Source organism: Mucilaginibacter humi, assembly GCF_013087555.1.
On the sequence record NZ_JABFCR010000001.1, the window covers coordinates 59,124 to 80,592 of the forward strand.

31 protein-coding genes and 2 pseudogenes are annotated in these 21,469 nt (G+C 40.2%); 13 read left to right on the plus strand and 20 right to left on the minus strand.

The annotated features are described in order from the left end of the window. Window positions 1-180 precede the first annotated feature (180 nt). Window positions 181-2,091 carry an AMP-dependent synthetase/ligase gene (locus HK413_RS00385; RefSeq protein ID WP_175268740.1) on the plus strand — a complete coding sequence of 637 codons (1,911 nt, stop codon included), beginning with the start codon at window positions 181-183 and terminating at the stop codon, window positions 2,089-2,091. 111 nt (window positions 2,092-2,202) lie between these two features. Here the strand turns inward: HK413_RS00385 and HK413_RS15785 are convergent, their stop codons facing one another. From HK413_RS15785 to HK413_RS14210, 5 genes and pseudogenes are all read right to left on the minus strand, one after another. After that, window positions 2,203-2,490 (minus strand): HAD family hydrolase, encoded by a 288-nt coding sequence (locus tag HK413_RS15785; RefSeq protein ID WP_246229446.1) that lies wholly within the window; start codon window positions 2,488-2,490, stop codon window positions 2,203-2,205. Continuing rightward, window positions 2,472-2,885 carry an HAD family hydrolase gene (locus HK413_RS15790; RefSeq protein ID WP_246229447.1) on the minus strand — a complete coding sequence of 138 codons (414 nt, stop codon included), beginning with the start codon at window positions 2,883-2,885 and terminating at the stop codon, window positions 2,472-2,474. The genes HK413_RS15785 and HK413_RS15790 overlap by 19 nt, the downstream gene beginning before the upstream one ends. Window positions 2,886-3,009: 124 nt before the next feature. After that, a pseudogene (locus tag HK413_RS21705) lies at window positions 3,010-3,647 on the minus strand (SDR family NAD(P)-dependent oxidoreductase). A 67-nt stretch (window positions 3,648-3,714) separates the two neighbouring features. Then, the gene (locus HK413_RS14205) at window positions 3,715-4,260 is read right to left on the minus strand and encodes a helix-turn-helix transcriptional regulator (protein ID WP_217451886.1); all 546 of its coding nucleotides are present in this window, start codon (window positions 4,258-4,260) and stop codon (window positions 3,715-3,717) included. Window positions 4,261-4,265: 5 nt separating this feature from the next. Continuing rightward, window positions 4,266-4,607 carry an AraC family ligand binding domain-containing protein gene (locus HK413_RS14210; RefSeq protein WP_217451887.1) on the minus strand — a complete coding sequence of 114 codons (342 nt, stop codon included), beginning with the start codon at window positions 4,605-4,607 and terminating at the stop codon, window positions 4,266-4,268. 80 nt (window positions 4,608-4,687) lie between these two features. Here HK413_RS14210 and lysS point away from each other — a divergent pair. Both lysS and HK413_RS00410 read left to right on the plus strand, forming a co-directional pair. Next, a pseudogene (gene lysS / locus HK413_RS00405) lies at window positions 4,688-6,409 on the plus strand (lysine--tRNA ligase). A 194-nt stretch (window positions 6,410-6,603) separates the two neighbouring features. Beyond that, window positions 6,604-6,816, plus strand: coding sequence for a hypothetical protein (locus HK413_RS00410; RefSeq protein WP_175268741.1), 213 nt, complete (start codon window positions 6,604-6,606; stop codon window positions 6,814-6,816). A gap of 37 nt (window positions 6,817-6,853) precedes the next feature. Here the strand turns inward: HK413_RS00410 and HK413_RS20300 are convergent, their stop codons facing one another. Beyond that, complete coding sequence (locus tag HK413_RS20300; protein ID WP_317169130.1) at window positions 6,854-7,012, minus strand: hypothetical protein; 159 nt, start codon at window positions 7,010-7,012, stop codon at window positions 6,854-6,856. Between the two features lie 17 nt (window positions 7,013-7,029). Next, window positions 7,030-7,404, minus strand: a complete 375-nt coding sequence (locus tag HK413_RS00415; RefSeq protein WP_317169131.1) for a hypothetical protein — start codon at window positions 7,402-7,404, stop codon at window positions 7,030-7,032. A gap of 76 nt (window positions 7,405-7,480) precedes the next feature. Here HK413_RS00415 and ung point away from each other — a divergent pair, with 76 nt between their 5' ends. Further along, on the plus strand, window positions 7,481-8,161 hold the full coding sequence (gene ung, locus HK413_RS00420; RefSeq protein ID WP_175268742.1) for a uracil-DNA glycosylase: 681 nt from the start codon (window positions 7,481-7,483) through the stop codon (window positions 8,159-8,161). 77 nt (window positions 8,162-8,238) lie between these two features. On the opposite strand, the gene HK413_RS00425 is transcribed toward ung, so the two are convergent. After that, on the minus strand, window positions 8,239-8,709 hold the full coding sequence (locus HK413_RS00425; protein ID WP_175268743.1) for an Lrp/AsnC family transcriptional regulator: 471 nt from the start codon (window positions 8,707-8,709) through the stop codon (window positions 8,239-8,241). 122 nt (window positions 8,710-8,831) lie between these two features. Here HK413_RS00425 and HK413_RS15810 point away from each other — a divergent pair, with 122 nt between their 5' ends. The 6 genes from HK413_RS15810 to smpB all read left to right on the plus strand — a co-directional run bounded on the left by HK413_RS15810 (window position 8,832) and on the right by smpB (window position 11,918). Further along, window positions 8,832-9,011, plus strand: coding sequence for a metal-dependent transcriptional regulator (locus HK413_RS15810; protein WP_246229451.1), 180 nt, complete (start codon window positions 8,832-8,834; stop codon window positions 9,009-9,011). 29 nt (window positions 9,012-9,040) lie between these two features. Continuing rightward, a complete protein-coding gene (locus HK413_RS00430) occupies window positions 9,041-9,481 on the plus strand; it encodes a metal-dependent transcriptional regulator (protein WP_246229452.1) in 441 nt (146 codons plus the stop codon). Between the two features lie 118 nt (window positions 9,482-9,599). Continuing rightward, window positions 9,600-9,812, plus strand: a complete 213-nt coding sequence (locus HK413_RS20305; protein ID WP_317169132.1) for a divalent metal cation transporter — start codon at window positions 9,600-9,602, stop codon at window positions 9,810-9,812. A 10-nt stretch (window positions 9,813-9,822) separates the two neighbouring features. Further along, window positions 9,823-10,596: an Nramp family divalent metal transporter gene (locus tag HK413_RS20310; protein WP_317169133.1), complete on the plus strand. Its 774-nt coding sequence runs from the start codon at window positions 9,823-9,825 to the stop codon at window positions 10,594-10,596. Continuing rightward, window positions 10,587-11,357 (plus strand): universal stress protein, encoded by a 771-nt coding sequence (locus tag HK413_RS20315; protein WP_317169134.1) that lies wholly within the window; start codon window positions 10,587-10,589, stop codon window positions 11,355-11,357. Before HK413_RS20310 ends, HK413_RS20315 begins: the two co-directional genes overlap by 10 nt. A gap of 108 nt (window positions 11,358-11,465) precedes the next feature. Next, the gene (smpB, locus tag HK413_RS00440) at window positions 11,466-11,918 is read left to right on the plus strand and encodes an SsrA-binding protein SmpB (protein ID WP_175268744.1); all 453 of its coding nucleotides are present in this window, start codon (window positions 11,466-11,468) and stop codon (window positions 11,916-11,918) included. Between the two features lie 33 nt (window positions 11,919-11,951). Here the strand turns inward: smpB and HK413_RS00445 are convergent, their stop codons facing one another. The 7 genes from HK413_RS00445 to HK413_RS00460 all read right to left on the minus strand — a co-directional run bounded on the left by HK413_RS00445 (window position 11,952) and on the right by HK413_RS00460 (window position 16,025). Then, the gene (locus tag HK413_RS00445) at window positions 11,952-12,608 is read right to left on the minus strand and encodes a protein-L-isoaspartate(D-aspartate) O-methyltransferase (protein WP_175268745.1); all 657 of its coding nucleotides are present in this window, start codon (window positions 12,606-12,608) and stop codon (window positions 11,952-11,954) included. A gap of 51 nt (window positions 12,609-12,659) precedes the next feature. Further along, window positions 12,660-13,076, minus strand: coding sequence for a GxxExxY protein (locus HK413_RS00450; RefSeq protein ID WP_175268746.1), 417 nt, complete (start codon window positions 13,074-13,076; stop codon window positions 12,660-12,662). Between the two features lie 72 nt (window positions 13,077-13,148). Further along, window positions 13,149-13,340, minus strand: a complete 192-nt coding sequence (locus HK413_RS20320) for a hypothetical protein (RefSeq protein WP_317169135.1) — start codon at window positions 13,338-13,340, stop codon at window positions 13,149-13,151. After that, window positions 13,300-13,605: a hypothetical protein gene (locus HK413_RS20325; RefSeq protein ID WP_317169136.1), complete on the minus strand. Its 306-nt coding sequence runs from the start codon at window positions 13,603-13,605 to the stop codon at window positions 13,300-13,302. Before HK413_RS20325 ends, HK413_RS20320 begins: the two co-directional genes overlap by 41 nt. Then, window positions 13,592-14,740 carry a replication restart helicase PriA gene (gene priA / locus HK413_RS20330; RefSeq protein ID WP_317169142.1) on the minus strand — a complete coding sequence of 383 codons (1,149 nt, stop codon included), beginning with the start codon at window positions 14,738-14,740 and terminating at the stop codon, window positions 13,592-13,594. The genes HK413_RS20325 and priA overlap by 14 nt, the downstream gene beginning before the upstream one ends. Window positions 14,741-14,760: 20 nt before the next feature. Further along, window positions 14,761-15,636: a primosomal protein N' family DNA-binding protein gene (locus tag HK413_RS20335; RefSeq protein WP_317169137.1), complete on the minus strand. Its 876-nt coding sequence runs from the start codon at window positions 15,634-15,636 to the stop codon at window positions 14,761-14,763. Between the two features lie 2 nt (window positions 15,637-15,638). Continuing rightward, on the minus strand, window positions 15,639-16,025 hold the full coding sequence (locus HK413_RS00460) for a DUF423 domain-containing protein (protein WP_175268747.1): 387 nt from the start codon (window positions 16,023-16,025) through the stop codon (window positions 15,639-15,641). A 123-nt stretch (window positions 16,026-16,148) separates the two neighbouring features. Here HK413_RS00460 and HK413_RS00465 point away from each other — a divergent pair, with 123 nt between their 5' ends. The 3 genes from HK413_RS00465 to HK413_RS00475 all read left to right on the plus strand — a co-directional run bounded on the left by HK413_RS00465 (window position 16,149) and on the right by HK413_RS00475 (window position 18,858). Further along, a complete protein-coding gene (locus tag HK413_RS00465) occupies window positions 16,149-16,709 on the plus strand; it encodes a hypothetical protein (RefSeq protein ID WP_175268748.1) in 561 nt (186 codons plus the stop codon). A gap of 479 nt (window positions 16,710-17,188) precedes the next feature. Continuing rightward, window positions 17,189-17,536 (plus strand): hypothetical protein, encoded by a 348-nt coding sequence (locus HK413_RS00470; RefSeq protein WP_175268749.1) that lies wholly within the window; start codon window positions 17,189-17,191, stop codon window positions 17,534-17,536. Between the two features lie 236 nt (window positions 17,537-17,772). Continuing rightward, window positions 17,773-18,858 (plus strand): DUF5723 family protein, encoded by a 1,086-nt coding sequence (locus HK413_RS00475; protein WP_175268750.1) that lies wholly within the window; start codon window positions 17,773-17,775, stop codon window positions 18,856-18,858. 368 nt (window positions 18,859-19,226) lie between these two features. Here HK413_RS00475 and tsaB read toward each other — a convergent pair whose 3' ends face one another. The 5 genes from tsaB to mscL form a co-directional block, all read right to left on the minus strand. Continuing rightward, window positions 19,227-19,910, minus strand: a complete 684-nt coding sequence (gene tsaB, locus HK413_RS00480; protein WP_175268751.1) for a tRNA (adenosine(37)-N6)-threonylcarbamoyltransferase complex dimerization subunit type 1 TsaB — start codon at window positions 19,908-19,910, stop codon at window positions 19,227-19,229. Between the two features lie 89 nt (window positions 19,911-19,999). Beyond that, window positions 20,000-20,242 carry a membrane protein insertion efficiency factor YidD gene (gene yidD / locus HK413_RS00485; RefSeq protein ID WP_175268752.1) on the minus strand — a complete coding sequence of 81 codons (243 nt, stop codon included), beginning with the start codon at window positions 20,240-20,242 and terminating at the stop codon, window positions 20,000-20,002. Between the two features lie 34 nt (window positions 20,243-20,276). Next, on the minus strand, window positions 20,277-20,621 hold the full coding sequence (locus tag HK413_RS00490; protein ID WP_175268753.1) for a ribonuclease P protein component: 345 nt from the start codon (window positions 20,619-20,621) through the stop codon (window positions 20,277-20,279). Window positions 20,622-20,691: 70 nt separating this feature from the next. Further along, window positions 20,692-20,850: a 50S ribosomal protein L34 gene (gene rpmH / locus HK413_RS00495; protein WP_175268754.1), complete on the minus strand. Its 159-nt coding sequence runs from the start codon at window positions 20,848-20,850 to the stop codon at window positions 20,692-20,694. A 150-nt stretch (window positions 20,851-21,000) separates the two neighbouring features. Further along, a complete protein-coding gene (mscL, locus tag HK413_RS00500) occupies window positions 21,001-21,387 on the minus strand; it encodes a large-conductance mechanosensitive channel protein MscL (RefSeq protein WP_217451888.1) in 387 nt (128 codons plus the stop codon). Window positions 21,388-21,469: the final 82 nt, after the last annotated feature.

A 21,469-nucleotide genomic window follows, 5' to 3' on the forward strand; every position in this document is an offset into this window, starting at 1 on the left:
GCGGTGCGTGTAATCCTAATTAAGGATTCGGATTTTTAGTGATCCGTAGTTGATATGTAGTGATCGTAATTATGTCGTAAAGGTAGTAAAAATATTACGACTGGAGCATCTTGATAAGCTTTCCGTTTTTTGAAAAATAAAATTAGCTTTGTTTCTCTTGTAAAACCTGATTATACCTAAATGAATTCAGTAACTGAGCGTCAAACCGTACCCAGCCTTATACGTTATTTGGTTAAGCACATCCACCCTGCCACACATACTTTTTTAAGTCATAAGGTAGGCGATGAGTGGGTTGATATTACCTATGGCGAAGCTTTAGATAAGATTGATGCTATCTCGGCCTGGTTCCCCGGATATCGGCATAAAGGCGATAAACTGGCGCTGATTATAGAGAACGGTCCTGATTTTATCTATTACGACCAGGCGCTGCAGCAAATTGGTGGCGTAAATACCTCTATTTACCCTACCCTTTCCGAGACTGAAATTGAATATATCTTAAATGATTCGGATGCCCGTACTATAATTTGTGGCAACCCGTTTTTGTTTAGGAAGGTTCTTAAAATTGCCAACAACTGCCCGGCGCTCGAACGTATCATCCCGGCGTTTGATGATTATGAAAAATACCTTGAAAAACAACGATTAAACGCGGGGGTAATTAGGTTTAAAGATTTAATAAGCGTTGGCTTAACGTTAGTTAAAAAGTATGGATCGGACATTAAAATTGCGCGCGAGGCTATTTTGCCCTCTGATCTTTCATGTTTAATTTATACATCCGGAACTACCGGGATACCAAAGGGTGTAATGCTTACGCATAAAAACACGGTAGAGAATGTTAGGGTAAGTTTATTGCAGATCCCCATCATTGAAAAAACCGATGTGTTTTTATCCTTCCTTCCACTATCGCATGTATTTGAGCGTACCGCTACCTATCATGTTTGCTTATATGCCGGCGCTAAAATTGCCTTCGCGCAAAGCCTGGAGCTGTTAGCCAAAAACATGGGCGAGGTTAAGCCAAACGTAATGAACTGCGTTCCGCGCCTATTGGAACGTATACACGACCGCGCCATGAAAAACGGCACTAGCGCCGGCGGAGTAAAAGCAAAGATATTTTTATGGGCCCCGGACATTGGCCGCAAATATCGCATAGCTAACGAGGACGGAAAAAAATCGGGACTGCTATTAAATAGTCAACACGCGTTGGCCGAAAAATTAGTATTTAGCAAGATAAAAGAGCGTACCGGTGGCAACTTAAAGATCATGCTATCGGGCGGTGGGGCCCTGCCTAAAAACATCGGCGAGTTTTTTGGCGATCTGGGTATAAAAGTATTAGAAGGCTTCGGGCTTACAGAAACATCGCCGGTTATGGCGGTTACCGAGGTGCACCGCCAGATTTACGGTACTGTAGGACGAATTGTACCGGGGATTGAGGTTGCTATACAAAACGTCGATACTAAAGAGATTTACACTATACAAACCCACGAATCTTTTAAGGAAGATTTCCAATCGGAAGAAGGCGAGATCATTGTGCGCGGGCATTGTGTAATGAAGGGTTATTATAACAAACCCGAAGAAACCGCTGCCACAATTGATAAGGACGGTTGGCTGCATACCGGAGATATCGGCCGTTTTTACAAGGGCAATCTGCAAATTACCGATCGTTTAAAAAACATGCTGGTAAATGCTTACGGTAAAAACATCTACCCCACTCCCGTGGAGAACACCTACCTGAAAAGCCCAAAAATTGAAAGCGTATTTTTATTGGGCGATAAACGCGAATACATTACCGCGTTCATCATCCCCGCAAAAGAAGCCTTACAGGAACAGTTTGGCCTGGATGAGACATTTTTTGAAGAAGCTGAACCTTTTATTGAAAACCGGGAAATAAAAGACTGGCTTAACCAGGACATCCGCAAACTATCAAACGAATTGGCGAAGTTTGAACGTATTAAAAACTTCAAGATCAAACGCACCCCTTTCAGCATGGAAGAAGGCGAGATAACACCTACCATGAAAGCCAAGCGTAAGGTTATTGAAAAGAAATATGTTGACGCGATTGAGGAGTTGTATGCAGGGGATGTGGAAGCGGATTAATAAAGAAACCTGTCATCCTGAACTTGTTTCAGGATCTTAACGCACAACCTATCGGCTGTTTCCTGTCGCCGATTTAAGATGCTGAAACAAGTTCAGCATGACATCCTTTTATCACACAAACGCCAAAATATCCTTAATACACTCCACGCTTCTAAACATTCCGCTATCAATACTCTGCTCAATTTCTTCATGGGCCCGGGTAATATGGTAAGGCACATGTATAGCGTAGCCGCCTATGTTTAATACCGGTAATACATCGCTTTTAAGCGAGTTGCCCACCATCAGCAGTTCGCTCGGGCGGATATCAAGGTGTTTAATCAGCTTCAAATAATTAGCATCATCCTTTTCAGACATGATCTCAACATGGTGGAAGTAGTTGGTCAGGTTTGATTTACGCAATTTGCGCTCTGGTCAAGCAGGTCGCCTTTGGTAGCCACTACCAGGCGGTACCGACTTTTAAGCTCCTTTAATACTTCTTCAACACCATCCAGTAGTTCAATAGGCTGGTTAAGCATTTGCTTGCCCGGGTTTATTATCTCTCCTATCGTGTTAGCGCTGATCATATTATTAGTTACGGTCATCGCTGTTTCAATCATAGATAATATAAAACCCTTTATACCGTAGCCATATAAACCAAGGTTCGTTATTTCTATTTTAAGCAGTTCACGCTCCAGTTCGTGACGCGGCAGATATTCTTCCAGCAAAGTGCAAAAAGCTTCCTCAGATTGCCTGTAATAGGGCTCATTTACCCAAAGTGTATCATCAGCATCAAAAGCAATAACCTTAACGTTCATACCTGTAAAGGTATCAAACATAAATCACTATAAAAATATTACCATGGGCTTTCCTGTTCGGCAGTCTCAATATCATTGCTAAAGAATTTTCCGGTTGGGCCGTCAGCGCCTATCGTGGCATATTTTACAATGATCGCGGCGGCATCTTCAACACTACCCGGCCCGTTATGGTGGTTAAAATCGGTCTTGGTATAACTGGGTCGACAGCGTTTATTTTAAACGCTGTATCCTTTAATTCGTGCGCTAAATGAACCGTGTAAGCATTTAAAGCAGTTTTTGACGGTCCGTAAGCCGCGCCTTTAACCTGGTAATATTTCCAGCTTGGGTCGCTATGCAGGGTTAATGAACCCAATCCGGAGGTTACATTAACAATTCTTGGTTCGGGCGATTTTTTCAGCATATCGATAAAACTCTGAGTTACGCTTATCGCCCCAAAAAGTTGGTCTCAAATACATCTTTGATCAATGACAGCGGCGCTGTAGTTGGCGCCTGTTCCCATGCGCCCAAAATACCCGCATTGTTAATCAATACGTCTAATTCTGTAATCTGCGCGGCTGCCTTTGCAACCGACTCAGGGTTACTTACATCTATCTGTAATAGCTCCACATTTTCCAATCCTTCAGCTTTTAGCTGCGCTATCGCTTCCCGGCCGTTGGTTTCATCCCGGCTACCCGGGTAAACAAAATATCCTTGTTTTAGTAATTGCTTTGCGGTTTCAAAGCCTATGCTTTTGTTGGCTCCGGTTATTAGTACTTTTTTCATAGTGTCTTATTTTTTACGACACAAAGATATCCCTCTAAAACACAGCAGAACTGCACTCCTATTGGTTTCAATGGTACATTTCGCGGAAATGGTTACGATATTTGGCCGGCGTATTACCAACAATGCGTTTAAAAAAACGGTTAAAGTACGATGCATCTTCAAAACCCAGCCTGAACGCTATTTCTTTCATCGAGTGGTCTGTGTGAAAAAGCAACCGCTTGGCTTCAAGTATCAACCTGTCGTGTATATGCACAATGGCCGGTTTGCCGCTCTGCGCCTTTACTACTTCGCTTAAATGTCCGGCAGATATGTTAAGCATATCCGCATATCCAGCAACATCATGCAACTCCAAATAATTCTCTTCTATTTTTGAAAGGTATTTTTTTAGCAAAACCCTGTCCGGCGCGGTGTCGTTATTGCTAAACTGCTCTGTATATAGACGGCTTAAGTAAATAAACAATATCCGCATATAACCCATCAGCATGCTGTTACGCCAGTTATCGCCTGAGCGGTTTTCGGCAGTGATCTTTTCCAGCATATCTTCAATAAACAAAACGTCATCGACAGCCAGTGTCAACTCGTGGCCGTTATCCGGGTTCTGTATGATAGGCAATTGCCTTAGTAAACTATTTTCTTCCGGGCCAGAAACTCTTCTGTAAAGGCAACGCTGGTAGCGGTTAGCGGCATGGCTTCCTCCTTTAAATGCACCTGCGGCGGTATTGTAAAATAAAATGTATCCGCTTTAAGCTCATAGGGTTTCATATCTATCCAATGCCTGCTGCCTCCCTGTCTTACAAAGGCCCAGAAATAGTAATCTTTACGGTGCGGCACCAAAAAATCCTGCTTAAAATAATTGACGCTGCAATCAGCCTTATTAATGCTGAACATTTGGCTCCCTGTAATCAGATCAGCGGCAAGCGGGTATTTAGGGATTACAATTTCGGTATCAACAGCGTACATAATTCAAAGTTAAGCTAAACCTAACAGACAACCGGAAAAAATCCTATTTTTGCACCTTTAATAAAATATCGTTACAAAATATGAGTATTGCACTATCCGAACAGGAAATTATACGCCGCGAATCATTACAACAATTACGTGCCTTAGGTATTAACCCCTATCCTGCCGAAGAATATAAGGTTACTGATTTTGCGAAGGACATTACCGATAATTTTGCGGCTAACCCGGATACTTATAAAAGTGTAACTATAGCAGGCCGGATAATGACCCGCAGGATCATGGGCAGCGCATCGTTCGCCGAGATCCGAGGACAGCACCGGCCGGATGCAGATCTACCTGAAACGTGACGATATTTGCCCCGGAGAAGATAAAACCTTATACAATACCGTATTTAAAAAGCTATTGGATATCGGCGATTACGTTGGTATTAAAGGTTACGTATTTTTAACCCAAACCGGCGAAATCTCTGTACACGTACAGGAAATGACCATCCTATCTAAATCATTAAAACCACTTCCTGTTGTTAAACGTGACGAAGAAGGTAATATGCACGATGGCTTTACCGATGCAGAAATGCGTTACCGCCAACGTTATGTTGATTTAACGGTTAACCCTGAATATAAACAGATCTTTATTAAACGATCAAAAGTAATAAGCGCTATGCGTAATTACTTTAATAACCAGGGCTGGATGGAAGTTGAAACCCCTATCCTGCAGCCTGTACATGGCGGCGCGGCGGCGCGACCGTTTGCTACGCATCATAATACGCTGGATATGCCGCTGTTTTTGCGCATAGCTAACGAGTTATATTTAAAAAGATTAATTGTAGCCGGATTTGACGGCGTTTATGAGTTTGGTAAAATGTTCCGTAATGAGGGGATGGACCGCACCCATAACCCTGAGTTTACCGCCATGGAAATATATGTAGCCTATAAAGACTATATATGGATGATGGAAATGGTAGAGAACTGCACGGAAGAGGTTGCACGTGCCGTTCATGGCATTGCCGCTGTACAGGTTGGGGCCAACGAGATAAACTTTGCCGGGCCGTACACCCGTTTATCAATGTATGATTCGATATTGAAATACACCGGCATAGATGTATCAGAAATGGACGAGGCAGGCTTACGTGAAACCTGTGCCGACCTTAAAATTGAGGTTGACGCGTCAATGGGTAAAGGCAAACTGATAGATGAGATCTTCAGCGCTAAAGTTGAAGCTAACCTGATCCAGCCAACATATATTACCGATTATCCAATCGAGATGACGCCGCTTGCTAAAAAGCACCGCACTAAAGATGGCCTGGTTGAGCGGTTTGAGTTATTTGTAAACGGTAAAGAGATAGCCAACGCTTACTCGGAATTAAATGACCCGATAGACCAGCGCGAGCGTTTAGAAGAACAGTTGATATTAGCCGGACGTGGTGATGATGAAGCTATGGCGATGGACGATGATTTTTACGTGCGTTAGAATATGGTATGCCGCCAACATCAGGCACGGGTATTGGTATTGACCGTTTGGTGATGTTGTTAACCAACCAAAGCACTATCCGGGAAGTATTGTTCTTCCCGCAAATGCGGCCCGAGAAAAAGGCTAAAGTTGCCAGCGTAGATGATTTTACAAACATTGGTGTACCTGCCGAATGGGTACCTGTTTTAAACAAGATGGGCTTTAATACCGTAGAAGAACTAAAGGCCGGGAACCCTAATAAAGTGTTTAATGATTTGGGCGGGATGCGTAAAAAGCTGAAACTGGAAATTACTATGCCTGCTAAAGAAGTTGTGATGGCTTGGTTTGAATAAAAAGCGTTATAAGTCGCAACCTATTCCACCTACTAAAAATCCATAAAGAGAGACGCAAGGCATTGCGTCTCTGCCTATAAACAGGGTTTTCCACAACCGTTATTAACAATTCTTTAATATAATAATAAAATCAAGGAAACTTTGGCATTCAAAATGATGTATAACTTTACAATTACACATCTTATGCAAAAGTTATGACTAACTCGATATTAGAAATTACCGAAAGCGAATACTTGATCAAATTAAACAGGTCAAACTTCAACCTGTCATTTATCAGGAGTTTACTAAAAATTGTAGAAGTTGCTGATCCCTCTGAAGGATATATAGAAACGCCTGACAGAAATATCAGCTACAATAAAAATCACTCGTCGGAGCCGGATTACTTCAGTAGTATAGAAGAAAAATAGCCTTTAAATTTTTCGTTTAAAGGCTATTTTTTGTTCTTTAAAACTGTTGGCGATACCCACCCTTAACTACCTGCTTATCCATTTGGGCCATTTGCTGCTTCATCATTTTTATCTGGTCGGCAAGCAATTTATTCTTATCATCCTTAGCCGCTTCCTGCAAATACATCGTCGCCTCGCGCTTATTACGTTTAGCCATTGCTATACCCGCCAGGCTTAATTTAGCGGGGCTGTATTATGCGACATGGTCATACCTAACGATAACGCCTTCTTGAAATATTTCTCTGATTTTAACGGCGCTTTGCGCGATTCGATCAACCCTAACAAAAGATTGTGGTAACCATATTGGTTTTTATGTAATTGCTTTTCGTAATTGTTTATTTTCATCAGCCAGGCTTCTGCCTTATCTGATTGTTCTTTACGTAAAAAGTATTGTGCGATGATCATGTTCTCGTTAAAGAAGAACGACAGCAGGATTATACCTCCTAAAAGCAATACCAATATCCCCCACCACCAAAAACCGAATACGCAAAGTGCAACAGCGGCACCAAAAAAAACGCAGGCTACTATAAGCCGAACTATATTTGACATAATTTGTTATCCTAATAAATTTAGAAGTGCAAATATCCGTTTATTTGTACTCTTAATCAACACTTGGCGAATATTTATGGCAATTGAATTAGAAGCATCCCGGCTTGAAGTTTTAGAAGACGAATTTGGTAAAGATTACATGCTAAAGCTTAAGCAATTTCTAAAAGAAGAGAAGCAGGCCGGCAAAACCATCTACCCAAAAAGCGCCGACATATTCAACGCTTTTGCAAAAACGCCTTTTAATGAGGTGAAGGTAGTAATATTGGGACAGGACCCCTACCATGGCCCTAACCAAGCGCATGGCTTATCATTTTCTGTACAAAAAGGTGTGCGTGTGCCGCCATCATTACAAAACATATATAAAGAGCTCTCCACAGATATACCCGGATTTAAAATCCCCGATACCGGTGACCTGACCGAATGGGCCGAGCAAGGGGTTTTATTATTAAACGCAACGTTAACCGTCCGGGCGGCCAACGCGGGCTCGCACCAAAAGAAGGGCTGGGAGAAGTTTACTGATACCGTTATTAAAACCATATCCGACAAGAAAGAAGGCGTCGTATTTATCCTTTGGGGTGCTTATGCACAGTCAAAAGCCATATTGATTGATGAAACAAAACATTTGATCATCAAGTCCACCCATCCATCGCCCCCGGCAGTTAGCCATGGCGGCTTCTTTGGCTCGAAACCATTCTCAAAAACTAATGCTTATTTAGAACAACAGGGCGAAAAGCCGATTGACTGGCAGATACATTAGGTCCGAATTATTGAATTAATGAATTATTGAGCTTTTAAAGCTTAAATCAATAATTCATTAATTCAGCAAATCAATAATTAATATTCAAGCGGTACTATAGGTTCCTTCTTGCTGGTCGACATGATCATCATGGTTTGGAAGGTTTTAACAACACTTATACGGCTGATTTTCTCCATGATCAATTGTTCGTATGATTTGATGTCACGCACATAAACCTTGAGCAGGAAATCGCACTGGCCCGTTACATGGTGACATTCGGTAACCTCTTTTATTTGTTGGATTTCGTTTATAAACGTTTGTATCGTATTCTTCTGGTGAAAATCCAGTGATATCTGTATAAAAGTTTTAATACCCAGGCCAAGCTTTTCTTCATCAACCGGGGCGTGGTAGCTTTTAATATATTCTGCATTTTCCAGTTTTCTCACCCGCTCCAAAGTCGGGGCCGGCGACAACCCAATTTCTGTTGAAAGCTGAAGATTTGTTATTCTTCCGTTCTCCTGTAAAGTTTTAAGTATTTGTAGGTCTATCTTATCTAATTCTGCGGCCATAACCTTGTCTCTAATTTACAACAAAGTACAAAATTATATTTTTCAATATCAAGATATGTAAAATATAATTTTTTTAACATTCATTTTTAGACTTGTCTAAAAAATTTATTAGATTTGTTTAAATGAATACTTTAGCCGAAGAAAATTATCTAAAAGCAATCTACCACCTCTCGTTAAACGAATTAACGGTGAGTACCAACCAGATAGCCGCTGCTTTAAATACCAAAGCAGCATCGGTAACAGATATGCTTAAAAAACTCGCTGATAAAGAACTGATCAATTACGAAAAGTACCGGGGGTAACACTTAACACTACGGGCGAAAAGATTGCTTTGCATGTCATCCGTAAACACCGGCTTTGGGAATATTTTTTGGTAGAGAAGCTAAATTTTAAATGGGACGAGGTGCATGAAATGGCCGAAGAGATGGAACATATTTCATCGGTTGAATTAATAGACCGTCTCGATAAATTTATGGACTATCCCAAGCACGACCCGCATGGCGACCCTATCCCCGACCGTAACGGGAATTTAAAAAAACATGAGCTTAAACCTATTGCAGGCTTAGGCGTTCATGAAGGAGGTGTGATATCGGGGGTGCGCGACCACTCATCAAGCTTTTTACAATATCTTGAAAAACAACAGCTAACCATCGGCAAAAAAATAATAGTGACAGATATTATTGAATACGACAACTCTATGATATTACAGGTTGAAAAAAACACTACGCACATAAGTCGCGAAGTGGCTAAAAATTTATTGATCGCTATATGAAGCAAAAACATAACGAATCATTAGGCGAGGTTCACAGCTCGATTATTACCGAAAATAAAACCGGCTGGAAAAAAATCCGGCATTTATAGGGCCTGCTTACCTGGTAAGTGTTGGCTATATGGACCCGGGTAACTGGGCCACAGATATTGCCGGCGGTAGTGCTTTCGGTTACAGGTTAATCTGGGTATTGTTAGCGTCAAACCTAATCGCATTGTTATTGCAATCGCTTAGCGCCCGCTTAGGTATTGTGCGCGGACTTGACTGGCACAGGCATCAAAAATTACCTATCCCCGCTTTGTTAACTTTTGGCTTTATATATTGGCCCAGATAGCCATTATAGCGTGCGACCGGCCGAAATTATCGGTATGGCTATTGGCTTAAACCTGCTGTTTCATTTACCGTTGATATGGGGTGTATCCTTAACTATTACTGATACGTTGCTCATGCTCTTCCTGATGAATAAGGGGATGCGTAAGCTCGAAGCCTTTATTGTATCGATGATATTTATAGTGGGGCTTTCTTTTTTAATCGAGATGTTTATTGTAACCCCCGATGTTAAGGAAGTGGCTTTAGGTTTTATACCCGGCAATTTAACCGGCAGTGCTTTATACATTGCTATAGGTATAATTGGTGCCACGGTAATGCCACATAACCTGTACCTTCATTCATCATTAGTACAAACCCGGCAAATAACACGTACCGATGCGGGCATTAAAACAGCTATCAAATTCAACCTGTTTGATACCGTAATTGCCCTTAACATGGCATTTTTAGTAAATGCGGCTATATTAATATTGGCTGCCAGCGCTTTCTTTAAGAATGGTTACTTCCAGATTGCTGAGATCCAGGATGCGTATAAATTGCTCGAGCACATTTTTGGTAAAACGGCGCCTGTGTTATTTGCTATTGCTTTAATAGCGGCGGGCCAAAGTTCGACCATAACCGGCACTCTTGCCGGGCAGATCATCATGGAAGGGCATATTAACCTGCGTGTTGAGCCATGGCTGCGCCGTTTATTAACGCGTGTATTAGCTATTGTGCCGGCCATGTTCACTATTATTTATTCGGGCGAGGATGGTTTGGGCAACCTGATTATATTAAGCCGGTGGTATTGAGCCTACAGTTAGGTTTCGCGGTTATCCCACTGATACATTTTACATCAGACAAAAAGAAGATGGGCAATTTTGCCATTAGCCTTAAAGTAAAAATTGCTGCACGGGCCAGCGCCATTATTATTGTTGGGTTAAACGCCAAACTGGTTTACGAGCAACTTAACAGTTGGGTAACATCGTCACCATCAACCGCCTTTTGGATGTATATTTTAGTGATACCAATAGTTATTGGCATTGGGTTATTATTAATATATGTAACTATAAGGCCCTGGTTGTTTAAACATAAAGATATACCTACTTATATCCCGCATGGTATTGCAGGTATAATAGGCAATCTGGATGCCATAGACTATCATCATATAGGTATAAGTATTGATTTTTCTAAAAACGATACCAACTCTTTACGTCATGCCATTATGCAGGGCGGCAAGAAGGCTACTTACTCACTGATCCACATAGTTGAAACCGCGGGAGCACGTTATTATGGCGGCGACGTATTGGATCATGAGACACAAAGTGATGTGGATAATCTTGATAAATATGTTGACACCCTAAAAAACTTAGGTTATAAAGCCGAGGCAAAAATTGGCTATGGTATAGCAGCACAGGCTATTGCCAACATTGTAAATACCAATAAGATAGATTTTATAGTGATGGGGTCGCATGGGCACAAAGCGTTTAAAGATCTGATTTTTGGCACTACGGTTAACAAGGTAAGGCATATGGTTAATGTGCCTGTACTGGTTGTTAAACCGCAGGTGTAATTCATATAGAGACTCAATATCTTGCGTCTCAGGAAAACAGATATACACGAGACGCAAAATATTGCGTCTCTACATCATCATTTTATGTAGATTTGTACCCACAAATCTATGAGCGACGATAAAATATACATAAAGAATAAAAAGGCCTACTTTGAATATACTATCCTTGACAAATATACTGCAGGGATACAGCTTTTGGGTACCGAAATTAAATCAATCCGCAACGGAAAAGCTAATCTTAACGATGCGTTTTGTACGTTTATCGGCAATCAGCTTTATGTACGCAACCTACATATATCAGAATATACCTTCGGATCATTCTATAACCACGAGGCCAAACGCGATCGTATACTCCTGCTCAATAAAAAAGAGTTAAAGAAACTCCAAACCCGGGGCGAAGAAAAAGGATTAACCATTGTACCGTTAGCGCTATTTATCAGTGAGCGCGGCTTTGCCAAATTGGAAATTGGCTTAGCCCAGGGTAAAAAAACTTTTGATAAGCGGGAAACTTTAAAAGAGCGCGATACTAAAGTTGAGATGGATAGAGCGATGAAAAGATAAATTTGATGTCAGATTTCGGATGTTCGAAGCACTTTACCAGGCCCGTTCACCTACCAATGGCACAAATCTAAACGTATCCAGCACATGTTTTTCGTAATCATGTTCACCAGTTTTTAGTATCGTTACCATTTTTTGCGTATTCTCGTCGCCTACGGGGATAACAAGCGTACCACCAATATTTAACTGGCTTAAGAGTATTTCGGGCACTGTTGGCGCACCGGCGGTCACAATTATTTTATCGTAGGGTGCATGGCTGGCAATACCTTTTGATCCATCGCCTAAAAAGAAACGTGCCTTATAGCCCATCAATGGCAATACCCGGCGGGTACGTTCGTATAATTTTTCCTGCCGTTCAATGGTATAAACTTTGGCACCCATTTCTAATAACACGCAGCATTGGTAGCCTGAGCCTGTACCAATTTCCAACACTTTATCACCTTTTTTTATATGGAGCAATTCGGTTTGGTAAGCTACAGTGTAGGGTTGCGATATAGTTTGCCCCTCGCCTATAGGGAAGGCGATATCCTTATAAGCCTGGTTCCAAAATGTCTCGTCAAAGAAATAATGTCGCGTTACTTTACCAATAGCGGCCAGTACCTGCGTGTCGGCTATTCCTTTCTTCCTTAATTCTTCTACCAGCTTTTTCCTTGCACCTTGCTCGCGGTAATTATCTATGTATTTATATGCCATTGACACGATTTAATGATTCAAGGATTGTTTAGGATGGATAGTTTAAAAATATTACCGAATAGGATTTTCTCCCGGATTCACTAACTTCTTGTTATAAACTCTTTTAAACTCTAAACTTGATCCTCCAAAATTGATTAACAATCCATCAGCAATATTATAAACTTCGAGGTAATTTATCGCTTGATTTTTATGAATATCTTCAATTTTCTCAAACGCCTTTAACTCAACCATTACTGCATTTTCAACAAAGAAATCAACCCTTCTTGAACCTATAACCTCTCCACTATAAGTAATAGGCATATCCTTTTCACGTTCGTAGCTAACATTCGAATTTCTCAGCTCTATTGCTAAAGCTCGTTGGTAAATAATTTCACGGAACCCGCTTCCCAATTGATTATGAACACGCATAGCACATCCAATTATTTTATGGGTTAAATCATTGATATCAGATTGAACACTACTATTCATTTAATTAAAATACTTAAATCTAATTAATATACCCGACATAATCCTATAAAATCATTACATCCCTAAATCGTGTCAATAGGGGTCAACATCGGGCTGTACTATACAGCCCTTACTTAGTTGTGTAGTTTGAAAATGTGTTATAACGTCCCTAATGGTGGCTTTTACTTTATTAATTGATACGCCATCTTTTTCAAACTTTAACATGATGGACTGGATATAGTAATTACGTATCCGGCTTACCAACGGCACCTGCGGTCCAACCACCCGTTCTTCGCCAAAATGGCCACGTAACTGGTTGCCCGGTACGTGGCTGGTTATGTAATATCTCGGGGTTTTTATTTTTGATATCAAGGTTGATGATACGATAGAAAGGCGGGTAATGAAAAGCTTTACGCTCCTCCATTTCGGTAAAATAAAGTTCGGCGTAATTATTCTCTATAACCTGTTTAATAACCCGGTGGGCAGGGTCGTAAGTTTGTATTACCACCTTGCCTTGTTTCCCCCTGCGGCCCGCCCTACCGCTTACCACGGGCAAGCATTTGGTAGCTGCGTTCGTTGGCACGGTAGTCGGGGAACTTTAACAAACTATCGGCACTAATAACCCCTATTACAGTTACATCTGCAAAATCAAGCCCTTTGGCTACCATTTGTGTGCCTACCAGTATATCTATCTTTTTCTCTTCTAAATCATTCAGGATGTTCTGTAAAGAGTTGCGCGACCGTGTTGTGTCTAAGTCCATTCGTGCTATTCGCGCAGCAGGCAACAACAGGCTTAGCTCATCCTCTATCTTCTCTGTACCAAAACCACGGTATTCTAAATGTGTTGATCCACATGCCGGACAAATATTCGGGGTATCTTCTTTATAACCGCAATAATGGCAATGTAACTTGCCTGTACGTTTGTGGTAAGTAAGGCTTACATCGCAATTAATACATTTAGGTGTATAAGCGCAAATCTTACATAACAAAACAGGAGCGTACCCGCGGCGATTTTGGAATAATATTACCTGTTCTTTATTAGCAAGCGCGGCTTCAATATCAGCCATTAATACACTTGTAAAGTGCGACTGTATAGTTTTCTTCTTTGTTTCTTCGGCAATACTTACAACCTCTATCACCGGCATTTGTATGCCACCGTATCGCTCCGTCAGTTCGGCGAAACCATATTTATGGGTGCGGGCGTTAAAGTAAGTTTCAAACGATGGCGTTGCCGACCCCAGCAATACTTTACCCCGGTGCATATTAGCCAAAAAAATAGCCGCGTCGCGGGCATTATAGCGCGGCGCCGGATCGAACTGTTTATAGGATGTTTCGTGCTCCTCATCAACAATTATCAATCCCAGGTCAGCAAATGGCAAAAATACCGACGAGCGTGCGCCTAATACAACCCTATATTCGTTATTCAATACTTTCTGCCAAACCTCCACGCGTTCGTTATCGTTAAACCGCGAATGATAGACACCTATACTGGCACCAAAATATTGGCGCAGGCGCTCTATTACATGAGTTGTAAGCGCTATTTCGGGCAATAAGTAAAGTACTTGCTTACCCTGCGCAATCATCTGCTCTATAAGCCTTATATATATCTGTGTCTTACCAGATGAGGTTACACCGTGAAGTAATATCACATCCTTTTGCTCAAACTGTTGCTTTATAGCAGTCAGTGCTTCCTGCTGTTGTGTGCTTAGTTCAAAATTTGCATCCGGTCCTCTTCCTCAAAAAACAAACGGCTAACATTCTTTTCCTCGGCAATAAAAACTTCTTTTTCAATTAACGAGTTAATGCTTGACGCGCCGGCACCGCTTTCTTCTATCAATTCATTTTTTGATATAGTTTTTTGGTGGCGCGCAAGTTTAAGATAAGCCAATACAGCATCTGCCTGCTTGGGTGCGCGTTTTTCAAGAATAGCGAACAACTCTTTTAAACTATCCTGTCCCCGGTAAGCTGGGTTAAACGTTAAAAAGGTACGCCTGCGTGGTTTGTAACGGTCGCTTACTTCTTCGGATATGTTGATGATGTTTTTCTCGAACAACCCTTTTAATATAGGCATTACTGTTTTCTGACTCAACAGCTTAGCTATGTCGCTTATGGTGAGTTCAGGCTGGATCTCAAGTGCTTCTACAATTAAAAACTCTTTATCGTGCAACGTGGCCTTATCGTATTCAAATTCTTTATTAAGTTCTATCTTGGTTTCGCTGGCTAATTTTAAAGCTGATGGCAAAGCTGCGTTCATCACTTCGCCATCGTTACACATGTAATATTCGCCCATCCATTTCCAAAACTGCAGTTGTTTTGGTGTTACAACCGGGCGGTCGTCTAATATCTCCAGTAAATATTTGGCCTCATATTTTTCAGGCGGATTCTCGGTTATAGCAGAAACAATAGCCGTATAAAGTTTGCTTTTGCCAAATTGTACTACCACCCGCTTTCCAATAGCTACTATATTGTTTAGCTCGAAAGGCACCCTGTAGGTATAATTCTTAGCAATAGCCAGTGGTAAAATCACCTCAACAAAAAGTGTTTTTCGTTCGGTATATGGGCCTTCGGCAAATTCAAGCATAATTATTTACCCTTTGCAGCTGCCATAGCAAGTGATAGCCAGCCAATGATAAATAATAAGCCCCCCAAAGGCGTTATGGGCCCTATTACTTTTACGTTTTCAATATGCAATAAATCCCGGCAGGCTAGTAAGTATAATGATCCCGAAAAAAATAGGATACCAATAGCAAACAAGTAAAAACTTGCCTTTACCCACCCACTATTATTTTTTGCCATAGTCGACAAAAACAATAAGGCAAAAACGTGGTAAAAATTATATTCGACAGCGGTATGCCATACCTCTAATTGCGATGGTGCTATTAAGGCTTTTAACCCATGCGCACCAAACGCGCCGGCTATAACGGCCACCATACCAAATATTGCAGCGGTGATTATTATTGATCTGTTCATGAAAATTTAAAAGGCTAAGTTAACCAATTGAAAGTATTACTTGAATGCTTGGCTGTAAAAATCTAACTTGCAGCGTAAACTATTACGATGAGACGACTAATTATTACCACAATAATTTTATTTATGGCTGCCATAGCCATAACAGTTGTCTATTTTAAAAATTTAAACACATCGGGGTTACATACCAGCCAAACTATGAGCACCATCCCTAATAACACAGCGCTGGTTTTCGAGTTTAATAACGATGATGGATTTTACGACATTTTTAAAGACAACAAGCTATTTGCAGCTGTTATTGGCAAAAAACAAATTGATGAATTAGATACTTTACGTTCGCAGTTATTAGGAAATCAAGGGCTTAAAAATTTTTTTACGGGTCAAAATACTTTTATCTCGTTACACCCATTAAAGGATCATACTGTAGCATTGCTTATAACCATTGCAGCCACAAAAAATTTTAACGCTGAAGAGATTGGCAAGCTACCGCGGCAAGCAAATAAAGGTTTATTAGTTAGCGCGGTAAATATCGACGGTAAAAAAGGTTATACTATATACTCAGGCTCCCTTAAAAAACGGTTTTACCTGATTAATAAAGAGGACGGCATATTTACCGGCAGTTTTTCAAAAGAATTGATAGATCAAAGTGCGCGTTACGTTCCAAACAAAGACAAAAAACTTTTTTAAAATTGCCTGATCAGCAAAAATCAAATTCGCTGGCTAACCTGTATGTTAATTACAACCAATTAAACCCTTTATTTGAAGCACTGTTTAAAAATAAGAATACTGATATCTTTAAAAGCTTTAAGCTGTTACCGGCATTAGCTGCGTTGAATTTGAATTAAAAGTGACGCCCTGTTATTTACAGGTTTCTCAAACATTGAACACGATCAACCTGCCGGATATCTAAATTTATTTGCTAACCAACAGCCTGTTGTAAACCAGCTTAAAGATATTTTCCCATCAACTACTGCTTATAGTTTAAGTTTTGCTGTTTCTGACCCTAAGAAATTTAAAACTGATCTGTCCGGCTGGCATACCGGGGCAAAACTTCAACATGAAAAAGACTCAATATTTAAAAAGGTTAAAGCCGAAACCGGAATTAATTTAATAACCGAGTTTAACCGGTATTAAGCTATGAGTTTGCGGTTGTTACAACACGTTATATGGAAAAGTATGCCATTATAGCTTTAACCGATGGGCAGGCTTTTAAACCAGTAATGAAGAATGTAAGCAGAATGACAACTGATGAGATTGGCCAATTAAATTATAGTAAGCTGCCATTCTTCCTGTTAGGTGATGCTTTTAGTATGTTTAATCGCCCATGGTTTATGATAGTTGATAATTACTTAATATTAGCCAATAGCGAGTCTGAATTAAAAAGTTATAGCGACACTTATATTAATCATAAATATCAAAGCAAAATACAACAATACAATCAGTTTAATAACTGGTGGCCGAACGAAGCAATGTTGCACGGTATATTAACTTTAAAAATGCCCAGCCCATATTAAAGCAGGATCTTGGCGATAACTTTTACAATGATTTTGAAGCGAATGAAACGGGTTGGAAAAATTTCTACGCCGCGTCATACCAGTTGATAACTGCCGACAAAAACTTTTACACAAGTTTTTGTATGAATCTTAACCAGCCGGATAACATCGAATAAATAATTAATAAATTTATTTTACTAATAATAGATTTCGAAATTTTATCTTTAAAAAGTTATTCTCCTGATTACAATAATTAAATGAAGAAAACTCTACTAATTTGTTGTTTTTTCCTGATCAGCCTTAAGATTTTTGGACAGCAATTTGCGCAATATAACACCGGCTCATTATATGATTCGTTCGAGAATCCTGCTCAAAGAGCTTTTATCCCGGATACTACCAAACAGTTTGCTTTTAACTTTTTTATTCCAAACTTTAACACCAACTTTTATTTAACAGGTAATGGCCAGGCGGCGTTAAAAACCGGGGCGTTCGAATCATACTACAACACGGCTAATTTAGAAATAGGCAAGGGTGCATATAACCGTATAAATATGAATGCAAATTCATATTTTGTTATGTTTAAACTATTTGTTAGTGAAAACGGCGACGAAGAAGCCGGTTTTTCATTTAGTACCAAAGCAGAAGCCCGTGGTGTGGCTACAGATGAATCTATTGCATTGTTTAATGGTTTCAGACGGTTAAACAATTCAAATTATGCTAATATATTTAATGATAAGATTTTTTACCAGGCTTATCATCAAATTTCATTCACCTATCGTGAGCAACTTACAAAGCAATTTGCCTTTGGTTTAAAATTTAGTGCATTATCAGGACTTACGTACAGAAAAATTAATATTTATCAGTCAAGTATATCGCTTGATCAAACCAACGATGCTGCTACAATAGCGCTACAGGGTACAAGTTATGTCAGTAGTACCGACGGGCAAACAAGTAAGCAGAAAATATTGCCCTCATTCAGAAATCCCGGTGCGGCAATAAGCATAGGTACCTCATATCGTGACGAAAGCGGCTATAAATGGCAACTCAATCTTAAAGATTTGGGTTTTATACATTGGAGCAGCAAATCATTAATTTCTAATTTTGGCAGCAGTACAACACTTAATGACTTTTCAAGCAGCGAGCGCGAAGGTATTATTACCCACAGTTTAGACAGCCTAACCACAGGCAGCCAGGTAAAAAAAGGGTTTACTTCGCCAACCAACGGTTTGCTTGAACTGAGCATCAATAAATCATATTTGCTGGGTGGTAATGAGAATATTAAGTTTTCACCAACACTTATAGGTTCAAAAGAAGTTTTTATCCCGGATTTACAGCAGCGTTAGTTGCTCCGGTACAATACAGTAATTATATAGGAACGCTTACGGCGTCGTATAGCGATCTGAAACTGTTTAATTTGGGCGTACAGTTCATGGTAAAAAAGATAATTCTGAGTTTTTTATTGGCAGTGAACGCGTTATACAAACTGGACAATTATTAGGTAGTGCGATACATTCTGCAACGGATCCCGCGCAAACCCCAGGTTGTTGTGAACCGAGGGCCGTTTTACTGGTATGGATTTTTATATAGGAGTATCCTTTAAATTCGGATCGCTGATTGAGCGCCGGTTAAACTCGAGCTCAATACCTGACGGAGATAAAGGTTTCGTTGGCAAAATATGGGACAGCATCTTCGGTAAAAAAGATCCAAACTATTAAGCCTTCTTTTGGGTAACTAAGAAATCTTTAAGGTAATAAGGCTCAAAGTAGGCTACGTCTTCAAAATCAGTACCGGCAAATTTTTCAGCAGCCTTTTTGGTAATGTGTGTGGCCGAGTTAGCAAAACCGGTTACAAATTGTGCATTAGGGTTAGCGCTCAACACTTCACGGCATTTCTCTGCCCCATCTCCAAAAAACAATATCTTATTATTTTGTAATTGTTCTTTAAAGCTACCATCATCAATAATTTCTGCTGAGGTTGGCTTTACAAGCCCACCGTTGGCATCAAATAAAGCCGTGTAAACCTCCATACGCCGTGCGTCAATCATAGGGCAAAGTAAGGTATCAGCATCAATATCACCTTCATTAATTATCCCCTGTGCCATTGCAGCTAAAGTTTCTACTGCTATAAGTGGTTTATCCAAAGCAAAACACAAACCTTTGGCTGTTGATACGCCTATCCGTAATCCCGTATACGACCCGGGGCCGCTGCTTACCGCCACAGCATCTATATCACTATATTTCAAACCCGCAGCGTTAATTAATTCATCAATAAAAAGGGTTATTATTTCTGCATGGATATTGCGCTCGTCTAACTGTTTAAAGGCTATAACCTCCCCATCCCCGGCCAAAGCAACAGAGCATACGGTAGTAGCAGTTTCAATTTGTATAATAGTCATTCGTCAATGGTCATTAGTTATTAGTACAGGTCATTTATAAAATTTGCCGGGTCAAAAAATCAACTAATGACAAATGACCAATCAACCAATTACGGTACCGGGTCGTGCCCATGGCCACCCCATGGGTTACAGCTGGCAATACGTTTTAAAGTCAGCCAGCCACCTTTAAAGGCGCCGTGCTTTTTTATAGCTTCTATCCCATATTGCGAACAAGTGGGTGTATAACGGCATGATGCACCTGTAAGCGGCGAAATAAAGTATTGATATATTCTTATCAGCAACACAAAGAAAGCGCCTGTAAGGGCTTTAAATACAGCTGCAACGGCTCTCATTTAACAAGTTCGGTATTAAGCTGCGTTAAAAGCTTCAGCATTTTTTTTCGATAAGTTCATAAGGAGCTATTTCTTTACCAATATAGCCTACCGAAAGTATTATCCGCTTATCGGCATTGTTTAACTGATCGTATAATTGCTGTTGTTTGCTTAGCCTGTAAGCTTCGCGCATGTGGCGCTTTATCTGGTTACGGTCGACTGCGCGCTTGTAGCGTTTTTTAGAAACCGAAAAAACAATTTGTGCCGGAACCTGCTGCGGCTCTGTCATTAAAAGCCGGGAAGCTTTAAAGGGATAACATAAAAAAGAAGAACCGTTATGAAAAAGCTCATCAATAAGCCTTTTATTACATAACCGTTCTTCTTTTGTAAAGGTGTACATCGTTACTAATTATGAACCGTAATTTAACACAACAGGTTCACCCCCTGATAACAGAGCAGTAACCTACAATTTATGCTTTATGGCGGCCTTCGCTAGATACAGATAATTTTTTTCTGCCTTTAGCTCTTCTTGCTGCTAATATTCTTCTACCGTTAGCAGTAGACATGCGCTCACGGAAACCGTGTTTATTTCTTCTTTTTCTTTGAGAAGGCTGGAACGTTCTTTTCATGATTATTTATTCTATCTGTCTTTTAAAACAAGAGCGCAAATGTAAGGTAATTATTTAATTTTTCAAACATACATCTTGAAAAAAGTTAACAGCCTATTGTTGATAATAAATTGTTTAAAAATCAATAACTCTCATTAACAGTAAAAACGACTATTTCTTTGCCAGCAAATCGCGAATTTCTGTAAGTAAAATTTCCTCTTTACTTGGTGCCGGTGGTGCTGGCGGGGCAGCTTCTTCCTTCTTTTTAGTAACATTTATTGCTTTTACTATTAAAAACAATGCTATTGCTACTATTATAAATGAAATAACCTGCGACAAAAAATTACCATATTTAATAGCGGTGCCTGGTATTACCAGTTCGGCCAGGTTAGTTAAGTGTGCAGCTTTTAGTGCGGGAGTAAGTATGGCAGGTGTAATTATATCATCAACCATTGAGCTTACTATTTTTCCAAATGCACCACCTATTACAACGGCAACCGCCGGGTCAACCACGTTGCCACGCATGGCAAACTCTTTAAATTCTTTTACAATAGCCATAGTTTCTAAGTTTATATTTATAAAGTTATCATAAAATTATCACGGCACCCAAACAAATATTGTTTTTAGGCATTTACTGTTA